General features: G+C 35.8%; 15 protein-coding genes. 8 read left to right on the plus strand and 7 right to left on the minus strand.

The features are described 5' to 3' along the window. The first annotated feature begins 160 nt into the window (after window positions 1–160). Window positions 161–1,258, plus strand: a complete 1,098-nt coding sequence (locus tag BLW28_RS06315) for a poly(ethylene terephthalate) hydrolase family protein (protein ID WP_073216622.1) — start codon at window positions 161–163, stop codon at window positions 1,256–1,258. Between the two features lie 200 nt (window positions 1,259–1,458). Further along, a complete protein-coding gene (locus BLW28_RS06320) occupies window positions 1,459–2,022 on the plus strand; it encodes a GNAT family acetyltransferase (RefSeq protein ID WP_073216624.1) in 564 nt (187 codons plus the stop codon). A gap of 91 nt (window positions 2,023–2,113) precedes the next feature. Here the strand turns inward: BLW28_RS06320 and BLW28_RS06325 are convergent, their stop codons facing one another. The 3 genes from BLW28_RS06325 to BLW28_RS06335 are packed head-to-tail and all read right to left on the minus strand — an operon-like array spanning window position 2,114 to window position 5,614. Further along, complete coding sequence (locus BLW28_RS06325; protein WP_073216627.1) at window positions 2,114–3,028, minus strand: Ppx/GppA phosphatase family protein; 915 nt, start codon at window positions 3,026–3,028, stop codon at window positions 2,114–2,116. A 1-nt stretch (window position 3,029) separates the two neighbouring features. Continuing rightward, a complete protein-coding gene (gene ppk1, locus BLW28_RS06330) occupies window positions 3,030–5,129 on the minus strand; it encodes a polyphosphate kinase 1 (RefSeq protein ID WP_073216629.1) in 2,100 nt (699 codons plus the stop codon). Continuing rightward, window positions 5,129–5,614, minus strand: a complete 486-nt coding sequence (locus BLW28_RS06335; protein ID WP_073216632.1) for a SixA phosphatase family protein — start codon at window positions 5,612–5,614, stop codon at window positions 5,129–5,131. Before BLW28_RS06335 ends, ppk1 begins: the two co-directional genes overlap by 1 nt. Before the next feature lie 445 nt (window positions 5,615–6,059). Between BLW28_RS06335 and BLW28_RS06340 the strand changes: the two genes are divergently transcribed. From BLW28_RS06340 to BLW28_RS06350, 3 genes are all read left to right on the plus strand, one after another. Continuing rightward, the gene (locus BLW28_RS06340) at window positions 6,060–6,845 is read left to right on the plus strand and encodes an SDR family oxidoreductase (RefSeq protein WP_073216635.1); all 786 of its coding nucleotides are present in this window, start codon (window positions 6,060–6,062) and stop codon (window positions 6,843–6,845) included. A 96-nt stretch (window positions 6,846–6,941) separates the two neighbouring features. Beyond that, a complete protein-coding gene (locus BLW28_RS06345; RefSeq protein ID WP_073216638.1) occupies window positions 6,942–8,033 on the plus strand; it encodes an amidohydrolase family protein in 1,092 nt (363 codons plus the stop codon). A gap of 124 nt (window positions 8,034–8,157) precedes the next feature. After that, on the plus strand, window positions 8,158–8,802 hold the full coding sequence (locus BLW28_RS06350; protein ID WP_073216641.1) for an O-methyltransferase: 645 nt from the start codon (window positions 8,158–8,160) through the stop codon (window positions 8,800–8,802). Here BLW28_RS06350 and BLW28_RS06355 read toward each other — a convergent pair. The 3 genes from BLW28_RS06355 to BLW28_RS06365 form a co-directional block, all read right to left on the minus strand. Next, window positions 8,785–9,357 carry a phosphatase PAP2 family protein gene (locus BLW28_RS06355; RefSeq protein ID WP_073216644.1) on the minus strand — a complete coding sequence of 191 codons (573 nt, stop codon included), beginning with the start codon at window positions 9,355–9,357 and terminating at the stop codon, window positions 8,785–8,787. The two genes, BLW28_RS06350 and BLW28_RS06355, sit on opposite strands and share 18 nt — an antisense overlap. Further along, entirely contained in the window at window positions 9,358–9,645 is a 288-nt protein-coding gene (locus BLW28_RS06360) for a twin-arginine translocase TatA/TatE family subunit (protein ID WP_073216647.1), read from the minus strand. Window positions 9,646–9,825: 180 nt separating this feature from the next. Next, window positions 9,826–10,644, minus strand: a complete 819-nt coding sequence (locus tag BLW28_RS06365; RefSeq protein ID WP_073216650.1) for a carboxypeptidase-like regulatory domain-containing protein — start codon at window positions 10,642–10,644, stop codon at window positions 9,826–9,828. 231 nt (window positions 10,645–10,875) lie between these two features. On the opposite strand from BLW28_RS06365, the gene BLW28_RS06370 reads away from it, so the two are divergent. The 3 genes from BLW28_RS06370 (at window position 10,876) to BLW28_RS06380 (ending at window position 13,866) form a co-directional block, all read left to right on the plus strand. Beyond that, window positions 10,876–12,546, plus strand: a complete 1,671-nt coding sequence (locus BLW28_RS06370; RefSeq protein ID WP_073216653.1) for a SulP family inorganic anion transporter — start codon at window positions 10,876–10,878, stop codon at window positions 12,544–12,546. Window positions 12,547–12,624: 78 nt separating this feature from the next. After that, window positions 12,625–12,942 (plus strand): ArsR/SmtB family transcription factor, encoded by a 318-nt coding sequence (locus BLW28_RS06375; protein WP_073216657.1) that lies wholly within the window; start codon window positions 12,625–12,627, stop codon window positions 12,940–12,942. Between the two features lie 87 nt (window positions 12,943–13,029). Further along, the gene (locus tag BLW28_RS06380; protein ID WP_073216660.1) at window positions 13,030–13,866 is read left to right on the plus strand and encodes an arsenite methyltransferase; all 837 of its coding nucleotides are present in this window, start codon (window positions 13,030–13,032) and stop codon (window positions 13,864–13,866) included. A 125-nt stretch (window positions 13,867–13,991) separates the two neighbouring features. On the opposite strand, the gene BLW28_RS06385 is transcribed toward BLW28_RS06380, so the two are convergent. Continuing rightward, entirely contained in the window at window positions 13,992–18,359 is a 4,368-nt protein-coding gene (locus tag BLW28_RS06385; RefSeq protein ID WP_234946446.1) for a translocation/assembly module TamB domain-containing protein, read from the minus strand. Between the last annotated feature and the right edge of the window lie 48 nt (window positions 18,360–18,407).

The following is an 18,407-nucleotide window of genomic DNA, read 5'->3' on the forward strand; positions in this document are numbered from 1 at the left end:
AATTAGAATTCAATGTCGGGCTATTGATCTATAAAGTTTAAATATTTTAATCAAAAACAAATTTTAATTATCAATAACTTTTACATACCCATAAAAAACTTTACTTTTCTCAATTAAATATTGATTTGCTTAAAAATCTACATTAATCTGGAAGAACGATATGAAAATAATATACCCTTTAGCTGTTTTATTCTTAATTACTTCACTTGCTCCAAATACAATTTTTGCACAATGTGAAGATGTAACAATTGAAAGCTTAACAAACCCAGGTCCGTATGAAGTTGCTACACTTACAGAAGATGACGGTATTCGAAACGGTCCAGATTATTTAGACGCAACAGTATATTATCCAACCAATGCTACACCACCGTATGCAAGTATCGCTATTGTTCCTGGCTTTACTGCACAACCTTCGAGTGTGGAAGAATGGGGGCCGTTTTACGCTTCGCACGGCATTGTAACTATCATAATAGGCACTAACTCACCATTTGAGTTCCCCGATCTGAGAGCCACTGCACTGTTAGATGCATTAGAGACATTACGACAAGAAAATGAACGCCAAAATTCGCCATTAGAAAACCAACTTGATGTAGACAAATTTGCCGTAAGCGGGTGGTCGATGGGCGGTGGTGGCGCACAATTGGCTGCACAAATGGATAGCTCGATTAAAGCAGTTCTAGCATTATGCCCGTGGTATCCACAAGCAACTTTTAACCACAACAGCCCTGTATTAATTTTTAGCGGCCAGGATGACACGGTTGCTCCTCCAGGAATACACGCCGATGTTCACTACAATGTGACTCCAGACACTACTAACAAACTACTTTTTGAAGTTGCAAACGGAAGTCACTCTGTTGCTAATACACCAACCGGTGGAGATGGTGTAGTGGGAAAAATCGCACTTTCGTGGCTTAAATTATATTTGGATGATAATGATTGCTATTGTCCTTTACTAACCGATTCACTTTTAGTCGATCCTCCTGCGGCGTCTAAAGTTGAAGCTAGTTTTGAGTGTGAGCCAATTATTGGTATTGCTGAAAACAATATCGACATCAGTATTTTCCCCAATCCAACCGATAACTTTATAACCGTTAGTATTCCTACTATTGCCAGCTATAAAGTGTATTCTGCTTTAGGGCAACTTTTACTTTCTGGTGAAATCGACCAAAGCAACAAACAAATCGACTTTTCACAATTCGCAAAAGGAATGTATTATGTACGTGTAGAAAATGAAACAATACGGATTATTAGAAAATAAAACGCTGTAACAATAAAAGGAAACAAAAATTAAAAGTAGCTGAATTTAATAAAAAGCAAGATCTTTTAGATTACGTAAACACCAACGCCGACAGATTCGACATAGTAACGATAAGTTCAACCCAAGTAGGGATTTCTTACAAACATTTTTTATGGTATTACAACAAATAAACTTCTGTATTTCTTTAAAAATTCTTGCAAATGATAACAACCAGATTAGGAAATAAGACAGATTTTGAAGGTGTATTAGCACTTCAATCAAGATATCTTTACCGTAACTTAAGTGATGAAGAGCGGAAAAAAGGATTTGTAACCACGCCATTTACCGTAAGTCAGCTTGAAGAAATTCTTTTACAAAATGGATTGTTTATTGCTGAAACTGAAGACGGAACAATCGTTTCGTATGTTTTTGCTGGAAGTTGGAAATATTTTGAACAATGGGAAATCTTCAATTTTATGGTTTCCCGATTTCCAAAATTATCGTTTCAGGGAAAGGAAATTACAACTTTAAACAGTTTTCAATACGGCCCCATTTGTATTGATGAAAAACACAGGGGAACGGGGTTATTAAATAAGATATTTGAAGAAATGCGACTTGAGTTTTTCAAAAAATATCCTATCTCAATTACATTCATAAACAAAGTCAATGCTATTTCTACAAACGCACATACCAAAAAACTGGGTTGGGAGATAATTGATGAGTTCCAATTTAATAATAACACCTACATCGGTTTAGCGCTCGATATGTCGAAGTCTGTGCTGTAAACAAATGAATTGCTGTTTTCAATGTTTTTGTAGTTTAATGCCCACTTTGAATAATTAAATGAAGTTTTGAATTGATTCAGTTTACTCAAAACTATTCATTATTAGTTATCTCGGCTGCCACTTTTTCATTATAAAGGCTTTTAATAATTCCATCACTAAGTCCGATTTTTGGAACAAAAACATTTTTCGCCTTACTCCATTTCATAGCAGAAAGGTATATTTTAGTAGCTGGAACTACAACATCGGCACGGTCTGGGTTCATATCGAGTTCGGTAATTCGTTCTTCGTACGAAAGATATTCCAGTTTTTTGTAATATGAAGACAGGTAAATATAACTAAGTGGCTTTCCCAGTTTCTTTCCACTTTTTTTGAATATTGTATTGATGTTTCCTCCGCTTCCAATCATTGATAATTTCTTGAAATCTTTGGTTTCACTTTTTATCCACGTCTTCATTTCATTCCAAACAGATTCGTCTACCAACCCTTCTAAAAGTCGAACAGTTCCAATTTTGAAGCTTTTAGAGCAAACATTTTTACCATTTGCGAAAACCGTTAGCTCTGTACTCCCACCGCCAACATCGACATAGAGGAACACTTTATCATCTTGAATTAGTGTTTTTAAATCTGTTGAAGCAATAATTTTGGCTTCATCTTTTCCGTCTATAATATTTATTACGATACCGCTTTCTTTTTTGATAACATCGGCAATGTGAGTTCCGTTAGAAGCTTCCCGCATTGCAGAAGTAGCACACGCTCTATATCGTTTTATTCCGTGTGTATTCATCAATAACCGGAAAGCAGACATGGCATCGATCATTCGTGCTGCGTTTCCATCCGAAATTTTTCCGTCTAGAAAGACTTCTGCCCCTAAACGGATAGGAACTCGAACCAAGGAAGTTTTTTTAAAGATTGGATCTTTTCCTTCCTGTTCAATTACAGTTACAACTAGCAATCTTATGGCATTACTACCTATATCTACGGCACCGTATTTTTCAATGTTCAGCAAATCAGTTTACTTCAAGTTTATTTAAATAATAATCGTACATTTTAAATTGTGAGCGTATTGGTGGCTTGTTATTTTTTAGGTAAGCATTGTCGTTTTTAATACTTATAACACGGGCTTTCACGTTATCGCTCCATCCAATTTCAAAGTTTTCTAGTATTTCTTTTTTAATATCTTCATCATAGATTGGGCATGACACCTCAACACGATTGTCTAGGTTTCTTCCCATAAAATCTGCAGAAGAGATATAAATTTTCGGTCTTCCAGCATTTTCAAAAATAAACACGCGCGGATGCTCCAAATGTTTACCAACAATACTAATAGCCTTAATATTTTCGCTCATTCCTTTTACTCCAGGAATAAGACAGCAGATACCTCGAATTATCAATTTTATTTGTACCCCGGCCCTACTGGCTTCGTAAAGTTTATCAATCATTCTATAATCCGACAGACTATTCATTTTCAACTTAATACCGCTAGGCAAACCAGCTTTTTTGTTCTTTATTTCATTATCTATTAAGTGAGTTATAGCATTTCGGGTATAATGAGGTGAAACAATGAGATGGCGATATTTCTTGACTTGATAATTAACTTCAAAAAAGTCGAATACCTTGTTCATCTCTTTACAAATTCGTTCATCGGCTGTAAAGAGCGTGTAGTCTGTATAAACTCGAGCCGTAGATTCGTTAAAGTTTCCTGTGCTTATCACACCGTATCGGATTAATTTTTTATTCTCAAGTCGTTCTACTAAAATCATTTTACAGTGAACTTTGAGTCCTTTAACGCCAAAAATGAGACGTATATCCTCACTTTGAAGCAATTCTGCATATTTTATATTCGCTTCTTCATCAAAACGTGCCTGAAGTTCAATTTGAACCGTTACATCTTTACCGTTCTTCTTTGCGTTGATAAGCGAACTGGCAATATGCGAAACCTCCGCCAAACGGTAAATAGTGATTTTTATAGATTTAACTTTGGGGTCTAAAGCTGCTTCTCTCAAAAACTTTATAACATACATAAAGGTTTGGTAGGGCGTGTGAAGCAAATAGTCTTTTTCCAATATTTTATCAAACAACCTTCCGTCCATACTCAAACCAGGAATGGGCAGTGGCTCTTTGGGTTCATATTGTAAATCGGGTCTTCCCAATCTTGGAAAGTTCATATAATCACGTCTATTGTGATATCTTCCCCCAGGAATAATGCTATCGGTTTTATCAATCCCCATTTTTTCTAATAAAAATTGCAGTGTTTCTGTGTCTATGTTTTTGTCATAAACAAACCGAACGGGATCTCCAATACTTCGCTTTTTGACACTTTTAGAGATTTTCTCAATAAAGCTTCTACTTAAGTCACTGTCTATATCGAGTTCTGCATCTCGGGTAATTTTAATCATGTGGGCCGAAATGGTTTCATAATTAAAAATGCTGAAAATACTGCTCATACAGTAGCGAATCAGGTCGTCTAGAATAATTACGTATTGCTTTTCGCCTTCTTTGGGAAGCACTACAAAACGATCTATCGTTCTCGGAATTTCAATTAGGGCGTAGTTGTATTTGGTTTCGAAAGTGTCGTCTTCTTTGCTCATTACCATCCGAATCGCCAAATAAGCGGCATTATCCCGCAAATTTGGAAATTCATCAACCTCTCCAATCATAATGGTCATCATGGCGGGGCTAACGTGACGCACAAAATAATCTGAAATAAATTTACTCTGTTTTCGGGTAACTTGGGTTTCGTTGATAATGAAGATGTTCTCCTTTCTCAATTCACGTTGAATATCACTAAGAATTTTCAAACTTTGCGCCTGTTGCTCAATGGCTATTTGAGTGATTTCTGCTAATAATTCCTTTGCCGAAAAACCTCCCAAAAAACTACGCCCCGTTTTTCCTGCTTCTTCAATTCGTCTAATAGTAGCATAACGGACTTTAAAAAATTCGTCTAGGTTATTTGAGAATATTCCCAAAAAACGCAATCGTTCAAGTAGCGGAATTTTTTTATCGTAGGCTTCCTGCAAAACCCGAGCATTAAACTGCAACCAGCTTAATTCCCTATTAACATATTGATTTTCAACCTTAGTAGGATGTGTTACTACTTTATCTGCCATTATTTTAAGTCCCGTGGGAAAATTGTTTTAACAGTTCTGCCAGTAGTAATATCGCTCCAATGATTTTCATCAAACTCTAATTTTACAAAACCACACGTCGGAATGTTTTCAATATATTTGTTACCATACATGTTAACAATTGAAGTAAATGCGTGGTTATGACCAACAATCATAACGCGGTCTAAGTTATCGTCTAATTCCTTAATAACCCTTACTACATTTTGACCACTAAAATCGTATAAGTCGTGATTTGTTTCAAACTGTGCTTCATCTATATTCCAAGCATCTTTAAAGTAATGTGCCGTAGCTAATGCCCGTGTAGCGTCGCTACTAATTATTTTTTGAGGAGCTTCTGTTTCGGTGCTCGCTTTTTTAGAAACTAACATTCCATCTCCTTTTCCCCTTTCTTTTAAGGGACGCTTGTGATCGTCTACATCGTGCTTCCAAGAGGATTTAGCGTGTCTTACAAGGTAAAGTGTTTTCATTTGTTTAAATTATTTGCTTTCTATAAGTAGGCTAGATTTGCTATTAAAATATAAAGTTGACTTTAAAAGATTTTCACTAAAAATTGAAATTATTCTATGAAGAGGTTACGCTTCAAATGGGGTTTCAGTCTTAAATAATATCGGGGTTTTAAGTGTGAAAAAAATTAATTCCAAATAATCTTCGTTTGAAACTTTACAATCTATCAAATTTATTAAATAATCCTATGATGCAAATGCTTTTAAGTTAAGTTTTAGAAAATATCACCTACTAGAGTCTACGAACTGTTTGTTTTTATTGAAATTAGTTGTTCTTACTTAAGAATAAAGCTATATGACATCCTCTTCTTTATTAAATTTTTCCTTACTTTGTAGGTATTCATTATACTAAAAGAAATAAGTTTTTCATAGTTGATGACTATCAGAACAATACAAAACATAGACATATATGAATTTAGATTTAACCAATAAAAATGCTCTTGTATGTGGAAGCACTGCTGGCATAGGTAAGGCTACGGCAATACTTCTTGCCAGATTAGGTGCAACGATAACTTTGTTTGCCCGTGATGAATCGAAGTTAAAAGAAACTTTAATAGAACTGCCTCACGAAAAAGGTCAAAAACACAATTATTACGTTGCCGATTTCACAAACCCACAGCAGGTAAAAGAAAAAGTTAATGTTGCAGCTTCCAACAAAACAATCCATATTTTAATCAATAACACCGGAGGGCCAAAGGGAGGACCTATTTTTTCTGCAGCTACCGAAGAATTTGAAAAAGCATTTTCGATGCACGTTATTTGTAATCAAATCTTGGTGCAAGCAGTGGTTCCTGGTATGAAAAATGCAGATTACGGACGAATTATTAATATTATTTCTACCTCCGTAAAACAACCTATAGATAACCTTGGAGTGAGTAATACTATACGTGGCGCGGTTGCAAGTTGGAGTAAAACCTTAGCAAATGAATTGGGACAGTACGGAATCACCGTTAATAACGTTTTACCTGGTTTTACAGCAACAGATAGACTTGAAGACATTGTTGGCAATGCAGCTAAAAGAACAAACAAAACTGAACAAGAAGCTAGCGAATTTATGAAGAACCTTGTTCCTGCAAAACGTTTTGCACAACCAGGCGAAATTGCCAGTGCCGTAGCATTTCTTGCAAGTGAAGCCGCGAGTTACATTAATGGCGTGAATCTTCCTGTAGACGGCGGACGTACTAAGAGTTTATAATGTCCTCATACCGGGAGCGATTTAAGCCTTATTACCGTTCAAAACTTTTGTAACTTTAAAAAATTAAATCAGCCACAACAATCCTAGCTTTACAACATGAATACGAAACGAAAACTACGCATTAACGGTCACTCTCACCTTCTACCCTATCCTGAAGAAATTCCTCAGTTTATGCAGGATAAAGAAATTTTTTGGGTAGACCCAGAGCGTAAGTATATGCTTCAGAAAGATTGGAGCCGTCCCGTTACCGATTCTAGTTTCTTTTTAAATGAAAAACTTGAATGGATGGAGCGCTACAAAATAGATCACGCTGTAGTACTAAATCTTTCACAACTCTATGGAAATGGCCTCCGTGTTGAAGAAATGAAAAAAGCACTCCGTTTTCAAAATGATTTTAACGCTAAGGTTCAACACAACCATCCTTCAAAATTCACTTGTGGTTTTGTAGTTCATCCTGGTTTTGTTCGTGGTGCATTATGGGAAATTGAACGCTGTGTAGAAGAACTTGGTCTTCAACTTTTATGTTTGCCAACGCATTATATGGACTCTATAGGCACGTGGCGCTGTATTTTTGACGAAGAAAACGAACCCATTTTTGAAATGGCTTCCAAATACAACCTCGCAGTAGAAATACATCCTTACGATGGTGAAAAATTCATCAAATTGGAAAATACCGCTTGGCGTTTTCACTTAATTTGGATGTTAGCCCAATGCGCAGATGCTTATCACTTTTTAACGTTAAATGGTTATGCCGATAAATACCCTAATATGCGAACTTGTTTCGCACACGGAGGGCAATTGGCGCAAATAAATTTAGGAAGAAGAATACAAGGGTTTGACGGTCGCCCTGACTTATTTAAAGGTAAAACACATCCTCGAAAATCGGTTGGTCACAAAAATATTTTCTTTGACACTCTAGTTCACGATACAGGTTCGTTAGATTTGGTAATTAGAAATCAAGGCTCTAAACAAGTTCTTGTTGGTTTAGACGATCCATATCCATTAGGCGAAATGGAAAGCGCCCCGCAATCCTCTTATCCTGGAAAAATTCTCGATTTAGCGTTAGAACGCAATGTAATTAATCAAGATGAAGCTGATAAAATGTGGGAAGATAACGTTATTCAATGGCTCTGCGGAGATGATGACGAAGCTAAAAAGAAATTAAGAGCTAGGATTACAGGGGAATGAGTTTATGAGTTTCTGAAAAAAAATATATTCCACTCTCAAAACTGAAAACCAAATACTTATCAACAATTTACTCTAATTTCTGAGTACTGCGTACTGACTACTGAATTACTGAAATACTAAAAAAATGGACATTCTACCCGATAAAATAAACGAATACGTTGAAAAACACTCTCAAGTTGAACCTGAGTTGCTTCAGAAGCTTAATCGTGAAACTTGGCAGAAAATGATTGCGCCGAGAATGCTAAGCGGACATTTTCAAGGGCGCGTACTAAGTATACTTTCCAAGTTAATTAAACCAAAAAACATTCTGGAAATTGGTACCTATACGGGTTATTCAGCGCTTTGTTTGGCTGAAGGAATGCAGGAAAACGGTGAACTTCATACTATTGACATCAATGAAGAATTAGTAGATTTTCAACGTAAATATTTTGATGCTTCCATTTATGGAAAACAAATTTTTCAACATTTAGGAAATGCCTTGGAGATTATTCCCTCTCTCGATAAAACTTTCGATTTTGTGTTTATTGACGCCGACAAAAGCAATTACCCAAACTACTTCGATTTAATTCTTCCAAAATTGAATAAAGGTGCCGTAATTTTAAGCGACAATGTACTTTGGAGCGGAAAAGTAGTGGAAAAAGTTAAAGACGATGATATAGACACCAAGGCGCTGCTTCAGTATAACAAGCTCTTAAATGAACAGCCAATGTTAGAAACTGTAATCCTCCCTATTCGCGATGGACTCAGTATTTCAAGGGTTATTGGTTAGAAGTTCACCTTGTAAGGTCTTCTGACATATATAGTGAAATAAAAACGCAAAACCAGTTCCCACCAAAGCGCCAACAAGAATATCGCTCGGATAGTGTACTCCCACAAAAATCCTACTTAAAACGAAAATAAGTGGCCATAGATACGAAAGGTATATCCATTTGGTATATTTCTGTAGGGATAACACCATGAAAGTCGTTATCGAAAAACTAGACGAAGCATGACCTGAGAAGAAGCTATAACTTGTAGGTTTTTGAAGAATACGAATAAGCTCGCCTAAGGCTTCTACATTATTGGGTCGTAAACGTGCTATATAACCCTTTACTCCACTAGTGAAGAGCATTGTTACCCCTACAGCAACCAATAAAAAGAAAATCACAATCAATCCTTTTCTGCCTCGATAGTAATAGACAATCAGGAACGCAAATAAAATAAAAAGCGGAATCCAAGTATTAATTTGAGTTACGAAGATCCAAAACTCATCATATTTTTCTACGCCTAAACTATTCAGAAAAATAAAAATCTCTCTGTCCCAATTTTTTAAAGTTTCTAACATTTAAAACTTCCTTTTTATGGGTCCAGTAATTTCTTCTACATCTTCTTTTACCTTGTCTATTTCTTTACGGACATCTTTAGAAATATCAATATTTTCGCCTTCCCTATCGATACCTTTCGTGATTTCTGACTTTATATCATTGGTTGCATCTTTTACTTGTCGAATAGCCTTGCCCAAACCTCGAGCAATATCTGGAACTTTATCTGCTCCAAAAACCAAAAGAACGACAAACAGGATAAACCCTATTTCGACACCACTTATAAAAAGAAAAATTGCCTGTGAAATCATTGTGCAAATATACTTAGCTGATACGAGTTAAAGGTAGTGAGTTGCGAAAAAAATATTGTAGCGAACACAAGATAGGTTAGATAATTTTATTGCCATAAAAAGACAAATCTAGAAGATATTCCGTTGGAAACAAAAAATTTACATTCTTGAAGAATTTTATACTAAAACAACAGTGAGTTTTTACTCATTCCGCTTCTTGTACTCTTTACTTTTTTCGTGCAGAAATTTCATCAATTGCATTTCGTTTTCAGGCTTTAAAAGATTTTCTTGTAATCCATTTTCTTGAACAAAAAATAAAAAATCGAATGTTTTATCTCTTGGAATATCAAAGTTATCGTGAATAAATTCCTGACTAAAACGTCGTTGCATATTATTGCTAAGAGATTCTTTAACCTTTTGTTTTTCTACGCTATTCAGCTTTTTCCCGCTAGGGAACAACAAATTACTCACCCCTCCAAGAAGCGAAACAAAATTGAGTCCATCAGTCAAATTATTACTATTTAAAGCTTCTTCGGCAGCATTTCCTTCAATGGAAGAATATTGATCACGAGTAAAGTTGTATCCAAACTCCAGGCTTTTGTAACTTAAATCCCAATCATGACCAATGGAATAAGTAGGAATTTTCTCAATATCGGCTCGCACATTACCTGACAAATCATAAGGTTTTATTACAACCTCATCTAACTGCGTAATCGCAGGATTTAAAAAAATATTCAATTTTTTCTGTTCTACAACGCCCTTATCCACAACCACTGTAAACGATTTATACTGCAAAGCAAATATTTGAAGCCTATCATTTTCTGCAATGGCAATTTTAAACGTGCCGTCTGCAGCTGTAACTGTCCCTTTTTGAGCAGAAACATTATAAACGGAAATACCTTCGGCGTCTTCATCATTTGGAACATGGATTTTTCCTTCTACTATAACACGATCAATTTCTTGAGCCACAAGCGAAGTAGAAACAATGACGAATAGGAAAAATGTTAGTTTTTTTATCATACTATAAAAGTACTGTTTTGTTTTTCAACTAAAAACTTTAAAACTTCAATTTTTGAGTTATTCAAGAAATTTTAAGAGGTAATTTTCAATTGAATCTAATACAACAAACTGAAAACATTTTAAATTTAGCTCGCAATAAAAACCTGCATTTAATTCTTTAAATACCTTTGCTTCTGCTAAGCTTGGAATCCCTCACTGTTTGTAGTATATTAAAAGTCATATTTCCTATTCATGAAAGAATCTCAATTTACACCTAAGTTCTTTTCGCTTTTGAAGAAAGGAATAAGCAAGGAACAGTTGCGAAAAGATATTATTGCAGGCGTAATTGTCGGTATTGTTGCCTTACCACTGGCTATTGCTTTTGCTATTGCTTCTGGTGTGTCGCCAGATAAAGGGTTAATTACGGCTATTGTTGCTGGATTAATTATTTCCGTATTAGGAGGAAGCCGTGTGCAGATTGGTGGGCCAACCGGTGCTTTTATTGTAATTGTATATGCCGTGGTACAAGAGTTTGGTGTTGACGGACTTATAGTTGCCACTTTTATGGCGGGAATTATCTTAATAGGAATGGGACTAGCACGTCTCGGTAACCTATTAAAATTTATTCCCTATCCGTTGATTGTAGGGTTTACAAGCGGAATTGCCGTAATAATATTTTCGTCTCAAATAAAAGATTTCTTCGGACTTTCAATTGAAACCGTGCCTGCCGATTTTGTTGAAAAATGGAAAGTTTATGCTGCAAATTTCGATAGTATAAACTGGGCAGCGGTAGGTATTGCTGTTGGCACAATTTTGTTAGCCCTGAATTTTCAAAGAATAAGTAAAAAAATTCCAGGCTCTATTGTCGCCATTTTAATTAGCACCTTGGCCGTTTACTTCTTCAATATTCCGGTAAGTACAATTGAAACTTCCTTTGGCGATATTCCTAGTAAACTTTCTATGCCCACCTTTCCAGATATAGATTTTGCCACTGTTCAAAAGTTGATACAACCGGCATTTGCCATTGCGCTACTCGGAGGAATTGAATCCTTGCTTTCTGCTGTTGTAAGTGATGGAATGATTGGAGGCCGCCACCGCTCGAATGCTGAACTCGTTGGACAAGGAATAGCAAATTGTGCTTCATCAATGTTTGGCGGAATACCGGCGACTGGTGCCATTGCAAGAACAGCTACCAATGTTAATAACGGTGGACGAACCCCTGTTGCTGGAATAGTGCATGCTGTGGTGCTTCTAGTTATTATGTTGGCACTTGCACCCTTTGCGAAATTAATCCCAATGGCTTGCCTAGCTGGAATTTTGATTGTAGTAGCCTATCATATGAGTGAATGGCGACAGTTTAAAGCGTTACTAAAAGGAAATAAAGCCGATGTAATGATTTTACTTGTTACATTTTTCCTCACTGTATTTTTCGATTTAGTAATTGCGATACAAATGGGAATTATCCTTTCAAGTTTCATATTAATGAAAAGAATGAGCGACGCCACAACCGTAAAGGAAGCGAATAATATGTTCAACAATCAGGAAAATGAACCGGAAGAAATCTTTGATGACGAACTGCCTATGCTCCCTAAAGGAGCCACAATGTACGAAATACGTGGACCGTTATTTTTTGGAGCCACTCAAACTTTTCAGGATACTATGGCGCGCCTTCCTGATAAACCTAAAGTACTGATTTTACGAATGCGACACGTTCCCTTTATCGACGCGACAGGAATTTACAGATTGATGGAGATTATCAAAAAATTCGCAAAGCAGAATACACATATTATACTCTCAGGAGTAAACCCCAAAGTTTTGCACGATTTAGAAGTAGCAAATATTTACACCCTTCTTAACGAAGACAATATTACTTCAAATATTGAAATGGCTTCCCAAAGGGCACAAGAGATAATTGACAGTTAATATTGCAAAAAAACATGCAATTTATACACTATTAAAAAACTATATTGTAATATTGCAATATAGATATTAAGTGATATAATGAAAAAAGAATATACCCAAGAGCAGATTGAAATTTCAACGATTATGAAAGTTTTAGGTCATCCTGCCAGAATAGCAATCATAGAACATTTATTAGAAGTGAAAGCCTGTATTTGCGGGCAGATTGTAGATGTTCTTCCTCTTGCACAACCTACTGTTTCACTCCATTTAAAAGAATTACGAAATGCCGGGCTTATAAAAGGCACGGTAGAAGGAAATACGATTTGCTATTGCTTAGATGAAAAGGGGGTAGAAAAATTAGCGAATTACTTTGATCGAGCTAAAGAAATTTTAGTAACCAAAAACACCTGTTGTTAAACGTGGCTATTCATTTTTTTGGTCTGAATATCACTTTTAACGACAAAAACTAATAATTCAATAACAAATAACTCAACAACGAATTATATGACAAACGAAACACAATTAAAAGAAATGGTAAAGCAGAAATATAGTGAAATTGCTTTACAAGAAAAGGAAGCAAATCAGTCCTCTTGCTGTGGTGCAGGAAGTTGTTCTACTGAAGTTTACAACATTATGTCTGATGATTACACCTCATTAGAAGGTTATAACCCAGATGCAGATTTAGGTTTAGGTTGTGGATTGCCAACAGAGTTCGCTAAAATCAAAAAAGGAGACACTGTCATTGATTTGGGAAGCGGTGCCGGAAATGATTGTTTTATCGCCAGAGTAGAAACTGGAGAAACCGGAAAAGTAATCGGGATCGACTTTACGCCCACTATGGTAGATAAAGCCAGAATAAACGCAGAAAAACTAGGAATGAACAATGTTGAATTCCGATTAGGCGATATTGAAAACATGCCTGTAACTTCCGAAGTAGCCGACGTTGTAGTGAGCAATTGTGTTTTGAACTTGGTTCCAAACAAAAAAGCAGTTTTTCAAGATATTTTTCGAGTACTAAAGACTGGCGGACATTTCAGTATTTCGGATATTGTATTAACAGGCGAGCTTCCAGAAAAAATTAAATCGGCAGCCGAGATGTATGCAGGTTGTGTTGCTAGCGCTATCGACAAAGATGAATACTTAGGCTATATTAAGGAAACTGGTTTTGAAAACATCACGCTTCAAAAAGAAAAACCTATTATTGTTCCAGACGATATTTTAAAAGATTATTTAAATGAAACCGAAATAGCAGCCTATAAAAGCAGTCCGACCGTTATTTACAGCATTACCGTTTATGCAGAAAAACCATCTTGTTGTTCGCCAACAACGGGTTGCTGTTAATGATAAATTCAGGTAAGCTTTTCAAATCAAGAAAAATCACATCTTTTAAAAGGGTGTGATTTTTTTGTTTATCCTGTCCATCCTTAAATAACGATTCTATAAACCTGTAGCATTCAACAGTAAATTTACGGCTCAAAATCTACTGGATAGGTATTGTCGTCTGGAACAATTGGAAGCACTATTTCTTCTTTAGTTGACTTATTCTGAAATAGTTTACGCATCAACTCCCTAAAGGTGTTAAAGTCGACCGAATATGAAATTCCCGTACCTTGCTCAAAAATTTGATCTTCCCCAATAAATTGAAGATCGGCTTGCCTATTGAAGAATTTCATTCTAAGGCTTCCATCTTCATTAATCAGCCATTGCACTTCAATATCACCCGCTACAGCAGTTTCTGTTGCCCCGCCTACAGGCACCCCAACTTTTCCGTTTATAAGGATTCGTTCGTTTATTTGCGTACTCAAAGTAATTCCGAAGCGATCTGCAGTTTCTTGATCAGGTGTTGTACTTCCTACAGAATAATCTAAACCAACCCTAAACTTTCCGTCCTGATCGGCAAAAAGACTGTTTACGATACCCGAAACCCTGTCTGCCACTGTTCCTGCGAAGGCATTGGTTCCTGAGTAACTATCGTTTACAAATGAATTTGAAGCTAATAAAAATAAAGCTTGATTTTGTCGTTGTTCTTCCGTTTGTAATTTAAACTGAAGTTCACTTTTTAAAGTAGAACTTACCCTTGGGAATTCAATTTTAAAATTCAATTCTGGTTGCTCCAATAGCCCTTTTAAATCCACATAAACTTCTACCGGAATTTTACGATTAATCGATGGATTATCCAATAATACTGAAGGATTTGCCTCAGTATTATAAAGTGCACTTAGTTCAAGGTTTGCTTTTTCTGGCGCTCCATCCCAAACTATGCTCCCACCAGGAACCACCTCTATATTCCGCTGAATAATCCCACCATATTTAAAGTCGAATTGCCCATCAAACACCACAAAATCACCGTACATCAAGAATTTTCCTGCAGTATCTATTCGTAAAAGCAACGTGCCACTTCCCCTTCCTTTTAAAGTTGAATTATTTACCTGATCTACTACTACTTCAACCTCCGCATTTTTATTCAGGTTAAGGTCAAATTCAAGGGTCATTTTTTTAATATCGGCAGATACAACTGTTTCACCTTCAATCCGGGCTCGTTTTTCTTCAGGTGAAAGAAAATACACGAAAGAATCATCGCTAATTGTTTCTGTTTCACTAATCGGGATTTTGAATGAAGTTCCTCTTTCAGTCGTTGCATCAGCCTTTATTACCAATTCATCTACTGGGCCTTTCATGGAAACAAAACCACTGATAAATGCAGTTCCGTAATACAGTGCATCTTCATCGTGAGGTGTATCTAAAACTAATATTCTGTCGTTTGAATCGATATGTAAATCTAGTTCCCAGCTTCCAAATTCTCGATGAGAAGCATTTCCATATAATATTCCCTTCGTGCCATACTTCGTATCTGTTATTACGGTATTACCAATTTCAAATTTATTTTTTGAAACTATTATTTGAGCATTGTTTTCAATATCGAAGTCGGTATTTAAATATGGAACTTTCAAGCCACTATTTTCTAAAAGAAGCCTACCATTAATGTCTGGCGATTTATAATTTCCAGAAACTGTAGCACTTCCTGTTACCAATCCACGGATATCTGTAATAACATCGCCTCCAAACGGACTAAAAGCCTGAAGGTTAAATTGATTTAAATCTACATCTAATTGAATTTGTGGATTTTTAGGAGCTACATCAATTCTTCCAACGGCATTGATGGATCTAATGTTGTTATTTGTAAGGGAAGCGTTTATATCGTATTTTGTTAAATCTTCATTGCCATCTACGTTTGCAACTAAATCGCCAAACGGAATATCGTTAATAATGACATCGTCTATAGTAACTGAAGAATTTGGGTAAAAGGCGCCATCTTTTTGTAAAAAATCAAACTTTCCATTCATATTTCCCTGAAGGCGAAGGCTGTCAAATTCAGGGGTAATATTTCCAATATTTACATCTCTGAAGCGCAGTTTCAAATCTTTATAAGTGGAATCGCGAATGGTCCCCGCCATTTGAATTAGCTCATTTTGATGACTAAGCACCAATGAATCGATTCGTAATTCTTTAAAGTTATCGTCAAAAACAACCTTGTTAAGCCTATTGTTATGCTCGTTTAAGTACCAAACATTTTCTTTATAAGTAATGTCAGATTTTTTCACGCCAATAACCGATTTTCCTTTCGGATTTATAGTGTGATAAAGCGAAAGATTAAACAGATCCTCCTTTTTTTCGCCTCCTTTAAATTCTGCTCGAACGTACATGGTATCGGTCAAGGTTTTGTTTATCACGTTCAAATCGGTTATGTCGTAGAAGCCCAAATTAACGTTATCTGCAGCTATATAGGTATTAAAAAGAGGATTGTCATTATCCATCTGAACATTCAAATTACCAATGTAATTACCAAATAACATTATTTCGGGCGAGCGAAAATCCAGCTCAAACTTTGATTTGTCTGAAAACACAGCGCCTTTTACCCGTGTATTGTCTCCTAACTTTAATTGTGGGACAAAAACGTCAACTATTTTGTTATAGACAACAAATTCGTAGTTAATGTATTGGTTGGTAGTAACTTCTCGCGGAATATAGTTGGCATAAATACTAGCAACTCCATTTTGAAAGAGATTGGGAATATCTTCAATTAAAAATTCACCTGAAATCTTTCCGTTAATAATATCTGGGGAATTTACCTCAATTGTCCTGACTTTATCGTCAAAAGAAGAAGTTACAGTAAAATCATCAAAATAGTAGTATTCACGTTCGTTCTGATAAAATGTCTGACTGAAGTTTATGGTGCCAACCACATCATCTATGGTTTTTCCTTTCATATCGACTACGACTTTCCCGGTAAAAACAGAAATACTATCACGGGTTACTAGGTTCAATTTGTTCAACTCCGCAAACTCTACGTCGGCTTCAAAATCTAATTTATTGGTATCGGAAGAAGAATCTATAATTCCTGTAAAATCCAATTTTAAATTTGGGTCATCAATACTCAATTCACCGTTAAAAAGCGGATTTTTGAGAACTCCGGAAAGTTTTATGTTTTGATATTTATAACCTTGAAAGGTAAAAGATGAAATAGCTCCGGAAACTTCGGTATTTACGGTGGACTGATTTAAGCCTCTTCCGTTAAAATTCAAATTACCAGAAACTCTTCCAACAGAAGCCGTTTTTGAAAGTCTTCCAAGGTTAAAACTCCTTAAAACAACATTTCCCCTGTAGTATGCATTATCGATATCTTCAATATTGCCAATTTTTAAATCCAATCTGGCTTGGCCAATCCTGCTCTGCAATAAGCCTTTAGTATTGAGTTCTGCATTTACTATAGAAGTATTTCCGTTTAACGTAAAACTGCCTAATTCTTTGAGTTCAACAGGAATAACATCGCCTAAAACCCTAGGCATAAAACGTCTTAAATCGAAATAATTGGTGCTTATATCGTGGTTACTTGCAACGATACTATAAGTCTTTTCATCGTTTAAAATGTTTTGAAATGCAAAATCTCCTTGAATATTAGTATCACTTGTAGTTAAACTAAGGTTGTTCGCAGTGAAGTTATTTAAGGTTCCTTGCATTTCTGTAGTTAACTGCAATATTTGATCGGGACCAAACTCGTCGTAAAAAGCATTAAGGTCGTTTGTAGCAATTTTCGAATCTTTAAAATTAGCCGTTATCACAACGTCATTCACAAAATCTGACATTCCATTTTTGGAATAATCCAAATCTACATCGCCCACGACTTCTGATTTATCTGTTTCAAGCACCATATTTTTTAAGGTGATATTAGTTTCAGAATACAGAAAATCAGCTTTTAAGTTTTTTACATTAATACCTCGATCCAGATCAACTGAGAGGTTAAGAATATTTGCCCTCACATCGGTTCCTTGAATACTAAAACCGTTGGCATTGGCATTTACATTGTTAAAAACAAAGATTTCGGGATTGTCAAGGTTTTCATCAGTAATAGTAATTTTAGTGTTTTTTATGCTAACATCATTCCCAAAAAGAAAAAAGGTAGAAGTAGATTCCTTCCCTGAATCAAACTTTTGGGCAAAAATAGAGAGATTGTCATTGTTCTCGCCTTTGTAGGTTTTCACATACAGTTTGGCTCGGTCTAGCGCAATATCACCAAAATCCAGCCTACCATTAATTAAATTGCGGAAATTGAGAATATCGGTTTGTACTTCTTTGCTAAATATTAGGGTATCTTGATGATGATCTGCAATATAAACATCGCGAATATCTACCTCGCCTTTCCAATTTAAACCGACTCGGGAAATATGAATATCGGTACCATAGGTTTCATTCAGGTTGTCTGTAACTTTTTTGGCAGCCCACGTTTGAACCGATGGAATTGAGAAAACAATAATCAAAAGCAAAAGCAGCAACACAATGATTGCAAAGATTCGAAGTATTATTTTACGAAGTTTTTTGATACG

It is taken from the genome of Aequorivita viscosa, from assembly GCF_900106795.1.
GTDB classification, from domain to species: domain Bacteria; phylum Bacteroidota; class Bacteroidia; order Flavobacteriales; family Flavobacteriaceae; genus Aequorivita; species Aequorivita viscosa.